16 protein-coding genes, 1 tRNA gene and 1 pseudogene are annotated in these 17004 nt (G+C 57.0%); 10 read left to right on the top strand and 8 right to left on the bottom strand.

Annotated elements, in window-relative coordinates; genetic code table 11:
• Positions 1-221: 221 nt before the first annotated feature.
• From thiM to JCM12178_RS01320, 3 genes and pseudogenes are all read left to right on the top strand, one after another.
• A complete protein-coding gene (gene thiM / locus JCM12178_RS01310; protein WP_369404441.1) occupies positions 222-977 on the top strand; it encodes a hydroxyethylthiazole kinase in 756 nt (251 codons plus the stop codon).
• Positions 978-1020: 43 nt separating this feature from the next.
• Positions 1021-1664 (top strand): annotated as a pseudogene (gene thiE, locus JCM12178_RS01315) (thiamine phosphate synthase).
• A 108-nt stretch (positions 1665-1772) separates the two neighbouring features.
• The gene (locus tag JCM12178_RS01320) at positions 1773-2780 is read left to right on the top strand and encodes a PilZ domain-containing protein (protein WP_054648318.1); all 1008 of its coding nucleotides are present in this window, start codon (positions 1773-1775) and stop codon (positions 2778-2780) included.
• Here the strand turns inward: JCM12178_RS01320 and JCM12178_RS01325 are convergent.
• Positions 2777-3214 carry a Fur family transcriptional regulator gene (locus JCM12178_RS01325; protein WP_054648180.1) on the bottom strand — a complete coding sequence of 146 codons (438 nt, stop codon included), beginning with the start codon at positions 3212-3214 and terminating at the stop codon, positions 2777-2779. The genes JCM12178_RS01320 and JCM12178_RS01325 overlap by 4 nt on opposite strands.
• 133 nt (positions 3215-3347) lie before the next feature.
• On the opposite strand from JCM12178_RS01325, the gene JCM12178_RS01330 reads away from it, so the two are divergent.
• Positions 3348-3439 (top strand) — tRNA-Ser (locus tag JCM12178_RS01330).
• A gap of 1249 nt (positions 3440-4688) precedes the next feature.
• On the opposite strand, the gene JCM12178_RS01335 is transcribed toward JCM12178_RS01330, so the two are convergent.
• Entirely contained in the window at positions 4689-5225 is a 537-nt protein-coding gene (locus JCM12178_RS01335) for a ZIP family metal transporter (protein WP_054648181.1), read from the bottom strand.
• Positions 5226-5254: 29 nt separating this feature from the next.
• Complete coding sequence (locus JCM12178_RS18545; protein ID WP_054648182.1) at positions 5255-5479, bottom strand: hypothetical protein; 225 nt, start codon at positions 5477-5479, stop codon at positions 5255-5257.
• A gap of 231 nt (positions 5480-5710) precedes the next feature.
• On the opposite strand from JCM12178_RS18545, the gene JCM12178_RS01345 reads away from it, so the two are divergent.
• On the top strand, positions 5711-6868 hold the full coding sequence (locus JCM12178_RS01345; RefSeq protein ID WP_054648183.1) for an ABC transporter substrate-binding protein: 1158 nt from the start codon (positions 5711-5713) through the stop codon (positions 6866-6868).
• Positions 6869-6936: 68 nt separating this feature from the next.
• Here JCM12178_RS01345 and JCM12178_RS18915 read toward each other — a convergent pair whose 3' ends face one another.
• Complete coding sequence (locus JCM12178_RS18915) at positions 6937-7578, bottom strand: hypothetical protein (RefSeq protein ID WP_218185619.1); 642 nt, start codon at positions 7576-7578, stop codon at positions 6937-6939.
• Here JCM12178_RS18915 and JCM12178_RS01350 point away from each other — a divergent pair.
• On the top strand, positions 7561-8901 hold the full coding sequence (locus JCM12178_RS01350) for a PAS domain-containing sensor histidine kinase (RefSeq protein WP_218185620.1): 1341 nt from the start codon (positions 7561-7563) through the stop codon (positions 8899-8901). The two genes, JCM12178_RS18915 and JCM12178_RS01350, sit on opposite strands and share 18 nt — an antisense overlap.
• Here JCM12178_RS01350 and JCM12178_RS01355 read toward each other — a convergent pair.
• The 4 genes from JCM12178_RS01355 to JCM12178_RS01370 form a co-directional block, all read right to left on the bottom strand.
• Complete coding sequence (locus JCM12178_RS01355; RefSeq protein WP_054648185.1) at positions 8886-9860, bottom strand: 4Fe-4S binding protein; 975 nt, start codon at positions 9858-9860, stop codon at positions 8886-8888. The two genes, JCM12178_RS01350 and JCM12178_RS01355, sit on opposite strands and share 16 nt — an antisense overlap.
• Before the next feature lie 520 nt (positions 9861-10380).
• Positions 10381-10668: a hypothetical protein gene (locus JCM12178_RS01360; protein ID WP_054648186.1), complete on the bottom strand. Its 288-nt coding sequence runs from the start codon at positions 10666-10668 to the stop codon at positions 10381-10383.
• 269 nt (positions 10669-10937) lie between these two features.
• The gene (mazG, locus tag JCM12178_RS01365; RefSeq protein ID WP_054648187.1) at positions 10938-11735 is read right to left on the bottom strand and encodes a nucleoside triphosphate pyrophosphohydrolase; all 798 of its coding nucleotides are present in this window, start codon (positions 11733-11735) and stop codon (positions 10938-10940) included.
• 11 nt (positions 11736-11746) lie between these two features.
• A complete protein-coding gene (locus tag JCM12178_RS01370) occupies positions 11747-12343 on the bottom strand; it encodes a CvpA family protein (protein ID WP_054648188.1) in 597 nt (198 codons plus the stop codon).
• A 190-nt stretch (positions 12344-12533) separates the two neighbouring features.
• Between JCM12178_RS01370 and rfbC the strand changes: the two genes are divergently transcribed.
• The 4 genes from rfbC to JCM12178_RS19130 all read left to right on the top strand — a co-directional run bounded on the left by rfbC (position 12534) and on the right by JCM12178_RS19130 (position 16309).
• A complete protein-coding gene (gene rfbC, locus JCM12178_RS01375) occupies positions 12534-13109 on the top strand; it encodes a dTDP-4-dehydrorhamnose 3,5-epimerase (RefSeq protein WP_054648320.1) in 576 nt (191 codons plus the stop codon).
• The gene (locus JCM12178_RS01380) at positions 13106-14554 is read left to right on the top strand and encodes a mannose-1-phosphate guanylyltransferase/mannose-6-phosphate isomerase (RefSeq protein WP_054648189.1); all 1449 of its coding nucleotides are present in this window, start codon (positions 13106-13108) and stop codon (positions 14552-14554) included. Before rfbC ends, JCM12178_RS01380 begins: the two co-directional genes overlap by 4 nt.
• Before the next feature lie 157 nt (positions 14555-14711).
• The gene (locus tag JCM12178_RS01385) at positions 14712-15470 is read left to right on the top strand and encodes a cytochrome c3 family protein (RefSeq protein WP_054648190.1); all 759 of its coding nucleotides are present in this window, start codon (positions 14712-14714) and stop codon (positions 15468-15470) included.
• Between the two features lie 14 nt (positions 15471-15484).
• The gene (locus tag JCM12178_RS19130; RefSeq protein WP_245628549.1) at positions 15485-16309 is read left to right on the top strand and encodes a molybdopterin-dependent oxidoreductase; all 825 of its coding nucleotides are present in this window, start codon (positions 15485-15487) and stop codon (positions 16307-16309) included.
• Positions 16310-17004: the final 695 nt, after the last annotated feature.

A 17004-nucleotide genomic window follows, 5' to 3' on the forward strand; every position in this document is an offset into this window, starting at 1 on the left:
ACCTCATTTGGTTGAGTCGGGTTTTTTATGGGAGCACAATACATAGAAATGTCGGATTACTGAACACCTTTATAATCGGTAATGCATCACGATTGAGCAAATCAAGTAGTGGTGGATGAGGCCTTGTCATGCATTGCTTATTGGGTTGTAGCGGTTGTCACCCGGGGACAAAAAAGGTAGACAATATCCTCTTCATGAACCTGAAAAACCATCCGAGAAGCATGAACGAATCCACCATTTGCAAGTCCTTCGAGGCCCTTCGTGAAACCACGCCGCTAGTGACGAACATCACCAACTATGTTGTCACCAACTCCACCGCCAATGCATTGCTGTCCATAGGCGCGTCACCCATCATGACGCACGCCGTGGAAGAGGTGGAGGAACTCATGGCTTTCAGCGGCGCGCTGGTCATAAACCTCGGCACCGTGGCCCGCACATACGCAGAGGCCATGCCCGTGGCATGGGCCGCCGCCAACCGCAACAACGTGCCCGTGGTGCTCGACCCCGTCGGGGCCGGGGCCACCAAGCTGCGGACCGAACTGCCTGCCGGGATGCTTGCCGAGTACAAGCCCGCCATCATTCGCGGCAACGCCTCGGAAATAATGACCCTTGCAGGGGAGGCAGGTTGCGCCAAGGGCGTGGACAGCACGCAGGGCGCGGAGGCAGCCGAAGACGCGGCAAAGGCGCTGGCGAAATTGCACGGCTGCGCAGTGGTGGTCAGCGGCGAGGTTGATCTTGTCACGGATGGAGAGCGCGTGGCGCGCATCCGGGGCGGCTCCGACATGATGCCGCTCGTCACCGGACTCGGCTGCACCTGTTCCGCCATCTGCGGTGCCTTTGCTGCGGTATGCGATACTCCCTTTGAAGCCGGAGTCGCGGGCATGACCGTCATGGCCGTGTGCGGCAAGCGGGCGGCTGATGCTGCCAAGGTCCGGGAACCCTGCAGCTCAACCTGTACGACGAGCTGTACACCCTGACTCCGGAGCGTCTCGCTGCGGACATGGACGTGAGCTTCGAATAATGCGCGCGCCCGACTACGGCGTCTATCTCGTGACCGACAGGGGGCTTTGTCTTGGCAGACCCCTTGAGGACGTGGTGCGCGAGGCGGTCTCAGGCGGTGTTACCGTGGTGCAGCTTCGGGAGAAGCATACGGACACTCGTGAGTTTGTGGAGCTTGCCCGTTCGTTGAAAAAGGAGCTGGAGCGACATGATGTTCCGCTGCTCATCAACGACCGCATCGACGTGGCGCTGGCCTGCGGCGCGGATGGAGTTCACGTGGGGCAGAGTGACATGCCGTACCCGGAGGCTCGCCGTCTCATGGGGCCGAAGGCATCATAGGCCTTTCCGTCGAGACCATGGAGCACGTGCGCGAGGCTGAAGCGTGGGACGTGGACTATCTGGGAGTCAGCCCCATTTTTTCAACCAGTACCAAGACGGACACCGGCAAGCCGTGGGGCCTTGACGGCCTGCGGCGGCTTCGTGACGCCACCCGGCACCGGCTGGTCGGTATCGGCGCGCTGAATGCTGACAACGCCGTTGATGTAGTGCGGGCCGGGGCGGACGGAATCGCCGTGGTTTCGGCGATCTGCTCGGCTTCGTCCCCTGCAGATGCGGCGGCAGAGCTCTTGCGAAAAGTTTCGGCCGCCCGCGCGGCTACCACTTGATTCCCTCTGCATAGCTCTCTATAGTCAGAAGATCGGGAAGGATTCAGGCTCGTTCCTTGCAAATTGGCGGGAACGGGCAATCGTTTCATCCTCCGACCGGGCGGTGACATGCTGGACGTATCGGTACAGCTGGACTACCTGCGGCAGATCCAGCGGTCTTTTGCACATGGTTCCCAGCGCTTCGATCTTATCGAAGTGTTTGGCACCATGTTGCTGTATGTCATGCCTGTTGTGGGTCTCTTTGCCGCATGGAGGTATCGCAGCTATCTGCAGTACCTTTTCATCCGTTTCATTTCCGTTTTCTTCAGAAGCAAGAGCCACGGTGACATCGAGGACTATCTCACCAACAAGGCCGTGATGCTTGAAGTGCATTTCCTTGATGGCGAGGGCATCGGGCGATTGCTCTGTCATGCGCGGATTTCATCCGTCTTCTCCGGGCGAATGTCACTGGATCTGGTTCGAGTGGAACCTTCGGCGCGAAAGCTGAAAGGCCAGCAGGTGCTTTGTCTGTGCAAGCCCTTTGTTTACAGTGGCCGTAAGATCAACTCTTTTGTGTCCTACATCTCCTTTGCAAAAAAACGCGGGGCAATGGTCAAGAAACTTGTGCTGCTTACACCGCTCAAGTACCGCTTCACCATACGGCGAAAGCATGCCCGGCAGAAGGTCACGCGGCAGGAGATGTTCCGCATCAAGGCATGGGACGGCAGGCGTCGCAACACGTTCTGGCAGCACAGGCCCGACATGCAGACCATCTCCAGAAGCAACCGTACTCCGGACAAGATGCATCTTCGCGTTGGTAATATTTCACCCGGCGGAATCCGGTTGTTCATCGAGAATCCCAAGCCGCCCGGACTGCCGCCGCTGACACAGGGGCAGACGCTGGTGCTTCGCATCAGCATCAAGCAGCCGGGCAGCAAAAAGTTCATGTACTTTACTGTGCTGGGCACCATTCGCAGCCGTTTCAAAGAGAAGAACGGTGCCGTTGGGCTGGGGATTCAGTTCACCGCGCTCGCCGAGAAGCATCCCGGCGAGGGAACCGGCTATACGTGGAGAAGCGTGAAGGACGAGGTTCTGCCGCTCAAGCAGTTCCTCGACAGGTTAGGGAGTAAACGTTAGGAGCGTTTCCTGCCGCATTTCGAGCAGAGGCCGTAAAGGTACATCTTGTGGTGCGACAGGGTGAAGCCGTGTTCTTTGGCGATGGCTTCCTGCCGTTTCTCGATGACGTCATCAAGAATCTCGATGTTTTTACCGCACCGCTCACAGATGAGGTGGTCGTGGTGCTCCTCTCCCCATGAGACTTCATAGCGGCTCACGCCGTCCGCAAAGTCGAGGGATTCGACAATACCCGCCTCCACAAGCAGCTTGAGCGTGCGGTAGACGGTTGCCTGTCCGATGGACGGGTCCACCTTTTTGACCTTGTCGTAGAGTTCTTCGGGCGAAAGGTGTTGTTTCTCGTCAATGAAGGTGTCGAGGATGAGTCGCCGCTGCGGCGTCATCTTGAGGTTCTTCTCACTCAGGTAGGTCGTGAAGGCGTCTTGCGGCGTTTTCATGCGATTTCGGTATGTTTTTTAAGGTGGATGAATATGCTTCTCAATACGGGATTACGCCATAAGGTGTCAATGCGTCTTGCAGTCGAAGCTTGACAGCAAGGCGTAAGTGCATAATATGGCGGCCTTGCAACGCGGCGGGATGTCCGAGTCCGGCTTATGGAGGCGGTCTTGAAAACCGTTGGCCCTTCACGGGGCCCGTGGGTTCGAATCCTACTCCCGCCGCCACGAAATCAAAAGGCTATCACCTTGAAGGTGATAGCCCTTTTTTTGTGAGCTGAAACGAAGAATGGAAATGGAAATTGTACTGGCAAGTATAAAGGTAAGGCGACAGAGGCTGGGGCGTCCCAGTCAGCCAACCCGGACGGGGATATGAGGAGCGCTCTCACCCGCCAAGGCTACAATTCAAGAACATAGAATAAAAGAGAACAAAGGCAAGCTTCATGACAGGCTTAGTGTTCCCCATGCCAAAACAATTATGATGCTTGGCATGGGGAGAAGGGCGGCCACGAGGACCGGCGGCGACCCCGGCTTGCCCAAGCCTCACCCTTTAAAAGGGTGAGGACGTCGCTCGGGTATTCTCCGCCCTTGTGAAAAGCATAGCTTCTAGAAAGAGGTGAGGTAAGTAGAAGGGAACCATGTTGCTTGGCAGCTGATGGGGCCCAAAAAAGAGTAGTAGAACCAAATAGTTGATTTCAATACTATCAGAGTATCTGTTCCAAAAAAGAACTGCGTTTTCATAAAACGCAGTTCTTTTTTTGTGAGTCGCCTGAGCGATGGGCGGCACCCCCCATCGACCCAAGCCCCAGAGGTCGGGGACGATTCTCAGGTCGACTCTCTGAAAAAATAGCATTCAAAAAGAAGAGGAGCAAGGGAGATAGCCGCAGACATCGAAGCGCCTCGGTCTGCCGACCCTGCCGGGAGTATGTGGGCGCTCCCACCCGACAAGAGACAATAATAGTGGCTATCCAGTTTGAAGACAGAGGTTAACTGCAGGCAGGCCAGCACAGTCAACTGAGTATAATCGTGGATGATAAAGGAAAAATGAGGCGAGCTCGGGCAGTGGTTACTATCTCGGCATCGGCCTGTATTCTGTTGCACGCCGCCATCGGGGGCACCTTAGGTAAAAAAGGTACTGCTGAATTGTGGAAGAAATATGCGGAGCATCTTGCTGAGAGGCATTAAGATAACAGGCTGGAAGCCCTAGAGAGGGAGCGGAGTACTGTAGCGGAAGTCTAAAACTGGGCAGAGGCTGGAGCGTCCCAGTCAGCCAACCCGGACGGGAGTATGAGGAGCGCTCTCACCCGCCAAGATTACAAACGAAATGTAGGATTGAATGCATGGAAAGGCAAGCGAAAAGGAAGAAGCAGAGGGCTCGAATTCGTTGGATCCTTTCGGCGTGACGGCGCTATACGGTTGGGATAGTTGTCGCTATATATCCATTTCTGCGGCCCTTACCACTGTACTTTAACTCTTCTCACCCCCCATGCGCCTCGCCCATTAACAGGCGGACGCCGACGGTCAGGGCGAATCCGGCCAGCATGGCAAAGAAGCCTCGGTGATTTTTGCATTGCACCAGCAGGGGGTTGTCGCGCAGGCCGTGGGTTGTGCTCAGGTAGAGGAATACGCCTGAGGCGGCCGCGAGGATGAATCCCTTTACTTCCAGCATTTCGTGGGCGCTCAAGTACTCCTGTGCGTTCTCTCCGACAATGATGCCGAGCGGCGTGGAAAAGGCGAAGAACGTGTAGAGCGCGATGGTGCGGAACCTGCCGAGCGTGCTGCGGACCATTTTGACTGCCAGCGCGAATCCGGCCGTACCCTTGTGCGCGATGATGGCCAGAAAGACCATTACCGCCTGCGCCGTTCCGCTCACGCCGAGCGCTGTGCCGAGCAGGAAGGACGGAATGGCGATCATCACCGTCATGATGACCGGAATGACCGGACTGGTCAGGCCGTCGTCCCTTTGACCCTTGGCCGAAAGCTCTTCTTCCCGGTGCTCCATGAACAGAAGCAACAGAAATGCCGAGGCCGCGACTACCGGCGTCAGCGGAATGGGTGCGTGCGGGTAGCGCGCCCAAGTAGATGAATGGAGCTTGGCAGCATCATCACCAGCGACAGGGCCAGAAAGACGCCGCAGGCGAACGGCTTGCCGAGGGGAAAGCCGTCGTTGCGCCGGGCTTCTTCCGGCCGGGAAAGCGGCAGCCAGCCTCCGGCGAGCGTCACCAGCAGGATCGAAATCAGCGAAAACCATTGAAATTGGGTGAGCATAGTTCTTCCGTTTTGTCTCGGAGCCGTAACCCCTGCTCCGGATAGTGTCTAACCATAATATATTCCTCGACCCGTTAAAAGAGTTAGCGCGTCCAGCGTATTCTTTTTCATGGAATTCGATGCGTTGCTGAAAAGTAACCTGAGAAGAGATTATAACTTTGGCATTGGGAGCGATTCTCGGTTATGGTGTAAACTAGTCTAATTTATCAAATCCGTGGGTAGGGAATGGCTATGTTTATGATTCTGTGCAGAATGCTCGTGCGAACGGGGGCTGTCGCGTTGGTATTGCTCATGCTGATGGGCGGAAGTGTTTTTGCTGCAGAAGGGCCGATCCTCATTGGCTCCATCTTTGCGCATACCGGCAAGGCAGCCGAAGAGAACACCCCGAATTATCTCATGGCTCGCATGGCCGCACAGTCCATAAACAAGTCCGGGGGAGTCCTCGGAAGGAGGATTCGCCTGATAGAGCTGGATAATCAAAGCTCAGTGCTTGGCGCGCGTCAGGCTGCCGTCGATGCGGTGAACGCCGGAGTCGTGGCAGTTGTCGGCCCATCTTGGAGCAGCCACGCCATGGCCATGGCGCCTATTTTCCAGAAGGCGGGCATCCCCATGGTCGGCGCGACTACGACATCGCCAAAGGTCACACAGGTAGGCGATTTCATTTTCAGGGCTTGTTATACCGACAAGACGCAGGCTTCTGCTCTGGCGCGGTTTGCCTATGAGGACCTTGGTGCGCGCCGGGTCTCCATGCTGGTCGTGGCCGGGGACGTATTCAGCGAGGGCATCGCTGACTTTTTTAAACAGGATTTCGAAGAGATGGGCGGTCGTGTCGTCAATCGATACCCGTATCTTCTCAGCTCCATGGATTTCGGAAAGCAACTGGCCTCGGTTGAGACTGATAAAGTCGATCTGTTGTTGGTGCCGGGGTTTGCAAGGGATTCGGGGTTAATCATCATGCAGGCCCGGAAAATGGGGCTGACAATCCCTATACTCGGGGGAGACGGATGGGCAGCGCTTGAGCAGTATCCATATGTGGATGAACTCAAGGGGGATAACTATTTTTCCTCTCACTGGCATCCGGATACGGATACGCCGGAGAGCAGGAGCTTCGTCCGTCTGATGAAAAAGGAATTGGGCGACAACGTCCTGAACCTGATCGATTCCGGAAACCCGGTGGCATACGACGCGCTGCAACTGTTGGCGGAAGCCATTCGCAGGGCCGGAAGTGCAGAGCCGAAGGACATCCGTGATTCGCTGGCCACTCTCAAGGATTTCAAGGCTGTCACCGGAACGATTTCGTACGCCGGATCGCGTGATCCCGTGAAGCCGGTCGTGCTCCTTCGTATTGAAAACCATAGCGTCCAATTCGTGAAAACCGTGCGCCCCTAGTTATGAAGAAGACCCTTTCCAGCAGGCTGAGCGAATCCGTCTTCATCACGATGCTTGTCGTGACAGGGCTATTTCTTGCTGTTGGTATTCCCATACAGTTGCATCAGAACGAGAGCAGCAGGAACATGGTCTGCTTCGTGCTCGATACGCTGGTGAGCAGAGATCATGACAGCCTCGCCAATGAGTTGTTCGAGCGTCGTTTCTCGGCAGTTGAGTTGAGGCTGATGGAAGTCAGCCGTGTGGAAAGCATCAAGCGGGTGACGCTCTATGACAAGGACGGCAAGCGGTTGACGAACGAGCCGGGCGACGTTGACAGTCCGGCTTCTATTTCCGTGAAGAATCGTCAGGCTGAAGGGGAGCGGTACCATGCTTTCGAGGACGGCGATGTGCTGGTCTTTACCCGTCCTGTGCGTGCTCTGGGAGAACCTATCGGATGGATAGAGATTGTTTACGACATGACGCGGGTTCACCAGCAAACCATTTTTTTCTATACGTTTTTCGGCACGCTGCTCCTGCTTACTCTGGCGTGCATGTATGTTTTCCTTCGGCGTCGGATGCAGCGTTTTGTCTTTCATCCGCTGCAGCGTTTGATGGATGTCATGGAAAGCGTCCGCGTTGGGAAAAGGCTTCCCCGCCCAGACATGACCAATGAGACCGAGGAGATCGGCAATCTCATGGATACGTTCTGGAATATGTCCGAACGACTGCACCGTTCATACGCCGACCTTGATGAAAAGAACGTGCAGCTCATGCAGCTTCTGGAAGAAGCCGCGAGCAATGCCGAAGCGCTGGGAGAAAGCGAGGCCAGGTTCCGGGCCATTGTCGATCAGGCTCCGGTGGGAATAATGCTTTTTGACAATGACGGGGCTGTCATCAGCACCAACCAGTTTTTTGCAGACATGATGGGCGCGCCGGGCATAGAGGCGATTGTCGGGCTCAATATGCTTAAGGATATGCCCATGGAGGCGGTACAGCGCTGCGTCAGGCAAGCGATCGACGCAGATGAGAGCAGGTATGAAGACTACTACACTTCGGTATCCGGCGGAAAGCGGCTCTATATACGTGCAAGGCTCAAACGTTTTACGGATAAGTTGCTTTGTGGCGTATTCGAGGACCTTTCGGAGCAAAAGCTCATGCTGGATGCGCTGGCGCAGAGCGAGGCCAGCCTTGCGGAGCTTAACAGGGGGTTGGAGGAGACTGTGGAGGTCCGAACGCGTGACCTCGCGCTCAAGGCTGCAGAGCTTGAGAAGGCCAATGAGCGCCTTCGGGAACTAGATACGCTCAAAACCTCCTTCCTGTCCGCCGTTTCTCATGAACTCCGAACGCCGCTGACGTCCATACTCGGGTTTGCCAAAGTGACGGGAAAAAGTTTTTCCAAAAATTTCATGGCACTTGACGCCTGTGAGGATGAATTGCGCGAGAAGGGGCAGATCATTGAGCGGAATCTCAGGATCATCGGTAGCGAGGGTGGTCGCCTGTCCAGACTGGTGAACGACCTGCTAGACCTGGCGCGTATTGAGTCTGGCAGGATGTCGTGGAATGACAGCATGCTCGATCCTTCCGAGGTCATCCTGCAGGCGGCGGAGGCTTCTTCCGTGGATTTCGAGGAGAGCGGCGTGTCGCTTGAGGTGAACCTTCCTGACGAGTCTTTGCCGGTCTGGATGGACGCGGACAAGTTGATGCAGGTTGTCCGAAACCTGCTGCACAACGCGGTAAAATTCACCGGTGAGGGCAATGTCTCGATCACCCTTGAAGCCTGCCCAGACGATTCGCAGGTTGAGCTGCGGGTTGAAGATACTGGTGCGGGCATTCCCGAGTCTGAACTGGAGGCCGTTTTTGAGCGGTTCCATCAGGTCGAGCAGGCCGAGTCGGATAAGGGAAAGCCGCAGGGCTCCGGCCTCGGGCTGGCCATCTCCCGTCAGATAATCGAACACTACGACGGGAGAATCTGGGTGGAGTCCGAAGAAGGGCGGGGCGCGGTGTTCCGCATCCGGCTTCCCTTGGCCGGCGAGTCGGATCACCCCCGACCGTAAAGCATTTTTGCCATCTGTTCCGGCAGGCCGCTATCCCAGTGGCCCGTCATCTCCGCCGCGACATATGCCCCGAGAAGCACGGTCACCGCGCCGATGGCGATGGTCCAGTAAGGCACCCTGAAGGTTCCCGCCCTGACGCTCATGCACCCTTTGACCGGACACGCTCCCACGCATTCGGTGCAGCCGATGCATTCCGGCGTTGTGACGGTGTTCTTTTCATCGACTTTGATCCCCACAGGGCATGCCTTGGCGCATTGCCCGCAGTTGACGCAGCTTTCTTCGTCCCTTGCGATGTTGACCGGGCTCAGGAATGAGAAGAGGCCCAGCAGAGCGCCGTAGGGGCAGAGGTAGCGGCACCAGAAGTTGCGGATGACGATGCTCATGACCAGCAGGCCACAGAGGACCGCCACCGCCGTTGCGCTCGGATTGATGAAAAAATCAAGCATTCGTGCGTCGGCCGTCAGGTTGTACGGGGACTGCAGGAACTGGTTGATGGCTGTGAGCGGCATGGCGATGAGCGTGGTGTAGAGGAAGAAGCCGAGCAACAGGTATTTGACCCCGGTCAGCGGCAGGTCAAGCCAGCGTGGAGGGTTGAGGCCGAGCCCGATGCGTCTGCCGATGGATTCGAGCAGGGACGAGATGAAGCCGACCGGGCAGATATACCCGCAGAAGCCCTTTCTGAAGAGCCAGGCCATGAATAGGGCGGCCACGAAGATGGTCAGCCCGGCGGGATGGATGGGATCCCATTCGGATGTGAGCACGAACCGCTTGAGTCCCATGAGCGCGCTGATGGGCAGAAATCCTTCCACCGATGCGGGCCGGGGAATATACGGGCCGTTGTCGCGGGCCCATTGAACAAAGGTGTAGAATCGCCAGCCGATGAACAGGCAGTAGGCGGTGAAGGAAAACTGGACCAGTCGGCGAACGGTCTTGGGTGGAAAGAGGATCGGTTGGCTCATGGCGAAAGGACGTGGCAGAAAGAACGACGTCCGTCAACAATGTGCAAGGAATGGCAGTGGATTTGGTTGTTTTTGCATCAGATTGTCGGGGAGCCGACAGGAATGTCTCGATTTTAAAACAGCAGCTTCCTGCGCACATGGTTCAATCATTGTTCAAGAAAGCGAAAAGCCCCTGCCGAAGCAGGGGCGTTGTCTTTATCTCGTCTCTAACTGTCGTGGTCCTCTTCCTGATTTTCCGTCCGGGTATCGTCCCACGGCCGGTCACCGTTGCAGGTGTTACCGATGCAGGACAGGCACGGTCCGGGGTAATCCATGTTGGGCATAATTCCTCCTTGCGTTGGAGGTTGGACCTGAATAGGGGAGTTTCCCTGTCCCCTTTCTCGCTTCTGTCAAAGATCTTACTTAGAAAATAGGTCGTCATGTCAACCTGTCAATATGATAATGAAAATTATTTTCATAAAAGATGCCGACAAAAGCCCCCGGTCAGGGGGCCTTTGTGACTCGCGTCCAAACCGGCGTGTCAGCCGATTTTGTTGGTAATGGCGCCAACTGGGTTGTACGCCGCGCTGAGAACGCTCTTCTGGAAGTCATAGCTTTGGCTGCTCCGGTCCATGCCGGTGCCGCCGGAGTTCATGTAATCCAGTGTCTTGGAGACGACCGCCGCGCCGAAGGTCTGTTTGTCGAACGGGGCAGCGGAAGCGGCTCCACCATAGTTGTTCATGTAGTCCAATGTCTTGGAGACGACCTGAGCTCCGAACAACTGCTTGTCCTGGCTGAGGCCGAGGCCGCCGTCAATCATCATGCTCATGGCGCAACCTCCTTGGCCGCAGGCCGGAATGGACGCTTATCCGTATAATCGGTAAAAAGAGTGATATCTTTAGGGTCGAGTTGAAAAAAAGGAGCACAACGTGTCGAACTGGATTTTTATTGCCGCCGGTGTGGTGGCCGGAGCTGCCGCTGCTTGGGGCATAGCGCGCAAAATGAAAGACGGCTGCACCCCGTGAATCCTCCTCTACGGAGGACTCGGCGCGGGATTCGCCGTCTACTGGATAGTGAAGAAACTGGCGGGGTAGCGGGTCAGCTCTGTTTGACCTCGTCCCAGAGGGCGTTCATGGCGTCCATGTCAAGCGAGGAGAAATCAAGGCCGCGTTTTTCAGCAAGGCGCTCCATGGCGTTGAAGCGGGTGAGAAACTTCTGGTTGGCAAAATCCAGCGCGGCATTGGCCTTGATGCCCTTGCGGCGGCCGAGCTCCACCAGCGTGAATATGAGGTCGCCGAACTCCTTTTCAGATTCCATGGCGTCTCCGGAATCCAGAGCCTGTCGCCATTCGTGCCATTCGGATTCATATTGGGCCTCTACGGCCTCGTCGCTGTCCCAGGTAAAGCCGTTTCGCGCGGCCTTGGAGTTGATCCGGTAGGCCCGCAGAAGCGGGGGCAGTCCTTTGGGCAGTGAGTCGAACACCCCCTTGCTGCCTTCCTCGGCCTTTTCGGCCTTCTTGGTCTTTTCCCAGTTGTCCCAGAGTTCCTGAATGTTGTCGAAATTCCTGTCGGAAAAAACGTGTGGATGCCTGCGGATCATTTTAGCGGCGTTGTGCTTGAGCGAGTCCTGCATGGTGAAATGGCCGTCGCGCTCGAAAAGGGTGCTCATGAACATGAGGATGAAGAGCACGTCGCCCATCTCTTCCATGGTCTCGCGCATGTTTCCCGCACGGATGCCTTCGATGAGTTCGAAAGTCTCCTCTGCAAGATAGTCGCACAGGCTTGTCGGGGTCTGTTCCTTGTCCCAAGGGCACCCGTCCGGTCCGAGCAGCGCCTCGATGACGTCGAAAAGTTCCGCCAGCGCCTCGGCTTTCGTAGTCTTGTCGGTATTGGTCATGCCGTCTCCGCTTAAATGCTGGCAGCTTCAGGGTTCTCGACGGTGTCTTCGATGAGTCCGTCAGGCTCGGGATGGTCCGGCATAATCTTGGGTGCCTTGTCGGATTCCGGTACGGTCAGCCCGCGTTTACGCAGGGTTTCCTTGAGTGAATCCGGGGCATGGTGCATTACGAATGCCAGCACCGGCTCTGCTTTGGGGACGAAGAGGGACTCCTTCATGAAGTCCGAATCCTTGAAAAACGAGCCGAGAACCATAAGCGTCAGCAGGATGACGACCGTTCCTTCCACAAGACCGAATGCCAACCCGGCCAGCCGGTCGGCCCAGCCCAGCAGGGCGATCTCAAGCATTTCCCGAATCAACCTCGCGATGAGCCAGCAGACGATGAGCACACCGAGGAAGACCAGCACGTAGCTGATGCCCCTGATGGTGGCCTCGTTGTTGATGTATACACCGAGGTGGGGCGCCAGCACGCCGTGATACCGGGACGCCAGCGTGAAGGCGAGAATGATGGACACCAGTGAGATGGCCTCTCGCACGATGCCGCGGAAAAAGCCTCGGGTGGTAAAGATCACAAGAATTATGAGGAAAAGTATGTCCAGGAAGTTCATGGTTCCGTCCGGCGGATTTGAAGGGTCCTACGCGTTCCGGAATCATTAACAGAGGCCTCCGCGAATGTGAACACGACATGTGATTTTTCATGAAACTGGCGTTCCTGCGGGCATGCGGGGTTGTTATCCGTCCTGAACTCGGATATTTGTCACGAAGTGTTCACCCTAGTATGAAGAGGACCGCCCGTTGCTGAACGTCATTGACACAGGACTGCCCGGACTGCTGCTTCTCGAACCTCGTGTTTTCGAGGATGAGCGTGGTTTTTTCCTTGAGTCCTACAATAGGGAACGCTTTCGTGAAGCGGGCATTGACTGCGATTTCCTGCAGGACAATCACGCTTTTTCAAGGGATTCCGGAGTGTTGAGGGGGTTTCATTTTCAGGCGCCGCCCGCCGCGCAGTCCAAGCTGGTCTGGGTAGTTGCGGGCAAGGTGCTCGACGTGGTGGTCGACCTCCGTGTGGGTTCGCCCACGTACGGCAAAACCAGCGCCGTGGAACTCAGCGGTGACAACCGCCGCAGGCTCTACGTGCCGAAGGGCTTCGGCCATGCCTACGCGGTGTTGGAGCCGGACACCCATTTCATGTACAAGGTGGATGCTCTTTATGCTCCTGAATCCGAGGGTGGCATAGCATGGGATGATCCCGACCTTGGCATAGACTGGAAAGGCGTGTTCGGCCCGGATGGCCCGATCCTCTCTGACAAGGACCGCCAGCTGCCCCGTCTGTCTGATTTTCAATCCCCATTTCGTTTCACGGAGGATGCATGACCGAAGAAGTCGCTCAAAACGAGACTCCGCAGCAAGTGCCCGACTGTCACGCCATCATCCTTGCTGGTGGTTCGGGTACGCGTTTGTGGCCGCTTTCCAGAAACCTGCTCCCCAAGCAGCTCATGGCACTTGATGGTGAGCAGACGCTTCTGCAGCGGACCGTGGAGCGGGTTGCTTCGATCTTCCCCGTCGAAAACATCTGGATCGTCACCAATGAGGATCATGTTTTCGAGGTCAGGAAACAGGCTTCTTCCGTGAGTGCCGGGCTTGAGGCGCAGGTGCTTGCCGAGCCGTTGGGCCGCAACACCTTGCCCGCCATCATGCTGGCGCTGGAGAAAGTGCTGGATCGGGACGAGGGGGCCTGCGCCGCAGTGTTCCCGTCCGACCATCTCATCAGCGACAACGATGCCTGGGCCGATGCGGTGGATACCGCTCGTGGTCTGGCCGAAGAGGGGCGTTTCGTCACCTTTGGCGTGAAGGCCGACAAGCCGGAAACCGGTTACGGGTATATCACCGTCGGCAAGGAGATCGGTCCCAATGCGTTCAAGGTCGAAGGGTTCGTGGAAAAGCCGGACCTTGAGACCGCCGAGCGTTTTGTGGCTGATGGCAGCCATCTCTGGAACAGCGGTATGTTCCTTTTCGGATGCCGCCAGTTCCTCAAGGCGGTGGCGCAGTACCAGCCGGAGTTGTGGAATTGGTGGCTGGACAGAGAGGTCATGCCGCTCGTGCAGGGATACGGAAAGCTCCCGGATGTTTCCGTTGACTATGGCATTGTCGAGCATATCGACAATATCGCCGTGGTATCTTCCGAGTTCGGCTGGGATGACCTGGGCAGTTGGGAGGCCATGTACCGGCTCGGTGACAAGGACGAGCACGGCAACGTGGTGCAGGGCGACGTCCTTGCGATGGACTGCGAGAACAGTCTGCTGATATCCAAGGGAGGCAAGCTGGCCGTGGTCGGTCTTCGCGACATGATCATGGTCCAGACGAGGGACGCGACCCTGGCCTGTCCGCTGCCGCAGGTGCAGCGTGTCAAGGAGCTTGTGGACAGCCTTCGCAAGGAGGGCAGCCAGCTCGTTGAAAGCCACCCCATGGTCTTCAGGCCGTGGGGCAGCTACATTGTCCTTGAAGAAGGGCATAACTACAAGATCAAGCGTCTTGTGGTGAATCCGGGGGCCAACCTGAGTTCGCAGATGCATCACCATCGCAGCGAACATTGGGTGGTCATCAAGGGGACCGCCAGAGTGGAGATCGACAACGAGCCCCGGCTGCTCGTCGAGAACCAGACGGCGGATATTCCGAAGGCGTCGCAGCACCGGCTGGCGAATCCCGGCAAGGTACCGCTTGAAATCATTGAGATTCAAAGCGGTCCGTACCTTGAAGAGGATGACATAGTCCGGTTTGACGACGTCTACGGGCGCGTGAAGAAGTCCGGTAGCGTCTAAGGGGGCGCTGGGGCTTGAAATTCTAAGCATTTTTGGCGCTCGAGAGATAGTGAAAATTTTCATATTCTCTTGACACACAAAAGATGTGTGCCTTATGGATGCTTAGTTCATTTGTGCGTTTTTTTCACAAAAACATTAGGAGTGATGGGGCGAGGTTATGGAGGAAAGAAAAGCATCGAAACGGTGTGGAGGCGTCCTTCCGTTCTTCATCGGCTTCCTTCTCAGCTGCATCATCGGTTGGGCTGTGATTCCGCCGCTGTTCTACCAAGAGGTAGAGCAGCCGCTGCGTTTCAGCCACCAGGTGCACGTAGAGGGACAGGGCATGTACTGTGACAGCTGTCACTACTTCAGGGAAGACGGTTCCTATGCCGGATTCCCTTCCATCCAGCAGTGTGCTGAATGTCACTACGTCGATGATCCCGAGTATGTGATGGAAGCCATTGTCGAGCAGGTCGGCGAAGACTACGAAGCCGTCCTCGATCTGCCCGAAGAGGAAATGCCGGAAGCTCTGGTTGAGCTGGTGATGAGCGGAGAAGAGCGCGACCGCAAGGCCGAGCTCGACTATCTGGTCAAGTTCGCCATTCCCGGCAAGGAAATTCCGTGGCTGAACTACCAGTATCAGCCGGACAACGTTTTCTTCTCTCACGCGGCACACCAGAATCTGGTCATCGCCGATCTCAAGGAAATGGAAATCGATCTGGACGGCGTTACCGTCTCCAAGATCGAAGAGATCGAAGAGTCGGATCAGAACTGCGATCTGTGTCACTTGAAGGGAATCGCCACCAACGACACGCCGCCGCCGTTTGAGCGGAACATCATCAGTGGTTACAGCAAGATGACCATGAAGATGTGGCAGTGCGAGCGTTGCCACGCCCAGATGGGTCAGGTGAACGCCTGTTACGTATGTCATAAATAATGAGGGGTGCTGCAATGGGTTTTGATCGCAGAGCATTTATCCAGCTGATCACTGGAGGCACCGTCGGCATCCTCTTCACGCCGGTGGTGTGGAAACTTCTTGATGACGTGTCCATCTGGACGCAGAACTGGCCGTGGATTCCCACGCTCAAATACGGCGAGAAGCTCGACAAGCCCGCCGTTTCGAAAATCTGTAACTCCGGTTGCGCCGTGAACGTTCGCACGGTGGCAGGCAAGCCGTACGCCACCGAAGGCAACGCGGACAACCTGCTCAGTCAGGGCGGCATCTGCCCCATGTGCGCCAACGGCGTGCAGCTGATGCGCAGTCCCAACCGGATCAAGGCTCCCATGCTGAAGGGTGCCGACGGTCAGTACAAGGCCATCCCCTGGGATGAAGCCATGGACATGCTGGCCGGAAAGATCGGTGCCGCAGGGAGCAAGGTCGCCTTCATCTCCGGCGACTCCACCGGTACCGCCAACGAAGTCTACTCCGCCTTCCTGAGGGGGCTCGGCAGTGAAGACTTCTTCAAGCTTCCCGGTTCCGAACAGGCCGCAAGCCGCGCCTGGAACGGACTGATGGGCGGCACCGGACAGATCGGCTACGATCTGCCGAACGCCGATCTGGCGCTGCTCGTCGGCGCCGACGCCCTGGAGTCCTGGGGCCCACGGTCTGGAACCAGAAGGCATTCTCCGATTCGCATCGCGTGGGTGAAGCCCCGACCTGCAAGTACATCTTCGCCGGTCCGGCCCAGACCCGCACCGCTTCCGTTTGCGACAAGTGGGTGCCCGTGGCCGCGGAAGGTGAGGCTGCCTTCATGCTGGGCGTTGCCTACAACCTGATGCAGGCTGGCAGGACCTTCGACGCCCCGGACTTCGGCATGTTCAAGTCCATGGTCATGAAGGACTTCAAGCCTTCCAAGGTCGAGGCCGCCGTCAAGGTGCCCGCCGACTACATGGCCTACGCCGCCAAGGAACTGCTTTCCGCCTCCAAGCCGGTTGTCGTTCCTTCCGGAACCTCGGTTGCCTCGCACGCCGCAGCCTTCGCCCTGAACCTGCTGCTTGGCAGGCTCAACGAAGAAGGCGGAATGGTCGCAGTAGCCGATACCCCGCTGGTAGTGAGCGGAGCCATGACCCGGGCCGAGGCCAACGACAAGGACCTGATCGGCTGGCTCTCCAAGGGTGCCACCCCTTCAGTGCTCATCGTGGCCGAAGCCAACCCGGTTTACTCGCTTCCCATGGAAGTCAAGGCAGACTTCATGGTCAGCATCGCCACGTACAATAACGAGACCACGGCGCAGGCCGACCTCGTCCTGCCCGCCGCGCATCCCTATGAACGCTTCGACGACCTGCAGACTCCCTACGGCGTGTCCAAAGGCGTCTATACCGCAAGCGTTCCGGTCGCCAAACCCGAGTTGGATGTGAAGGCTCCCGCCGAAATCATTCTGGCTCTGGCAGACGCGGTTGGTAACGGCCTCGGGGCCGAAACCTTCGATGAAATCATCGCCGCCAAGGCCGAGGCCATCGCCGCTGAATGG

The organism is Salidesulfovibrio brasiliensis JCM 12178 (genome assembly GCF_001311825.1).
Lineage (GTDB): Bacteria > Desulfobacterota > Desulfovibrionia > Desulfovibrionales > Desulfovibrionaceae > Pseudodesulfovibrio > Pseudodesulfovibrio brasiliensis.

Excerpts from the sequence above, each read along its gene's own strand:
- JCM12178_RS01325 (WP_054648180.1), bottom strand. The coding sequence starts at position 3,214 with ATGAAAACGCCGCAAGACGCCTTCACGACCTACCTGAGTGAGAAGAAC.
- JCM12178_RS01385 (WP_054648190.1), top strand. The coding sequence starts at position 14,712 with ATGGAGGAAAGAAAAGCATCGAAACGGTGTGGAGGCGTCCTTCCGTTC.
- JCM12178_RS01345 (WP_054648183.1), top strand. The coding sequence starts at position 5,711 with ATGTTTATGATTCTGTGCAGAATGCTCGTGCGAACGGGGGCTGTCGCG.
- JCM12178_RS01350 (WP_218185620.1), top strand. The coding sequence starts at position 7,561 with ATGTCCGAACGACTGCACCGTTCATACGCCGACCTTGATGAAAAGAAC.
- thiM (WP_369404441.1), top strand. The coding sequence starts at position 222 with ATGAACGAATCCACCATTTGCAAGTCCTTCGAGGCCCTTCGTGAAACC.
- JCM12178_RS19130 (WP_245628549.1), top strand. The coding sequence starts at position 15,485 with ATGGGTTTTGATCGCAGAGCATTTATCCAGCTGATCACTGGAGGCACC.
- mazG (WP_054648187.1), bottom strand. The coding sequence starts at position 11,735 with ATGACCAATACCGACAAGACTACGAAAGCCGAGGCGCTGGCGGAACTT.
- JCM12178_RS01360 (WP_054648186.1), bottom strand. The coding sequence starts at position 10,668 with ATGAGCATGATGATTGACGGCGGCCTCGGCCTCAGCCAGGACAAGCAG.
- JCM12178_RS01320 (WP_054648318.1), top strand. The coding sequence starts at position 1,773 with ATGCTGGACGTATCGGTACAGCTGGACTACCTGCGGCAGATCCAGCGG.
- JCM12178_RS01355 (WP_054648185.1), bottom strand. The coding sequence starts at position 9,860 with ATGAGCCAACCGATCCTCTTTCCACCCAAGACCGTTCGCCGACTGGTC.
- JCM12178_RS01370 (WP_054648188.1), bottom strand. The coding sequence starts at position 12,343 with ATGAACTTCCTGGACATACTTTTCCTCATAATTCTTGTGATCTTTACC.
- JCM12178_RS18545 (WP_054648182.1), bottom strand. The coding sequence starts at position 5,479 with ATGCTCACCCAATTTCAATGGTTTTCGCTGATTTCGATCCTGCTGGTG.
- JCM12178_RS01380 (WP_054648189.1), top strand. The coding sequence starts at position 13,106 with ATGACCGAAGAAGTCGCTCAAAACGAGACTCCGCAGCAAGTGCCCGAC.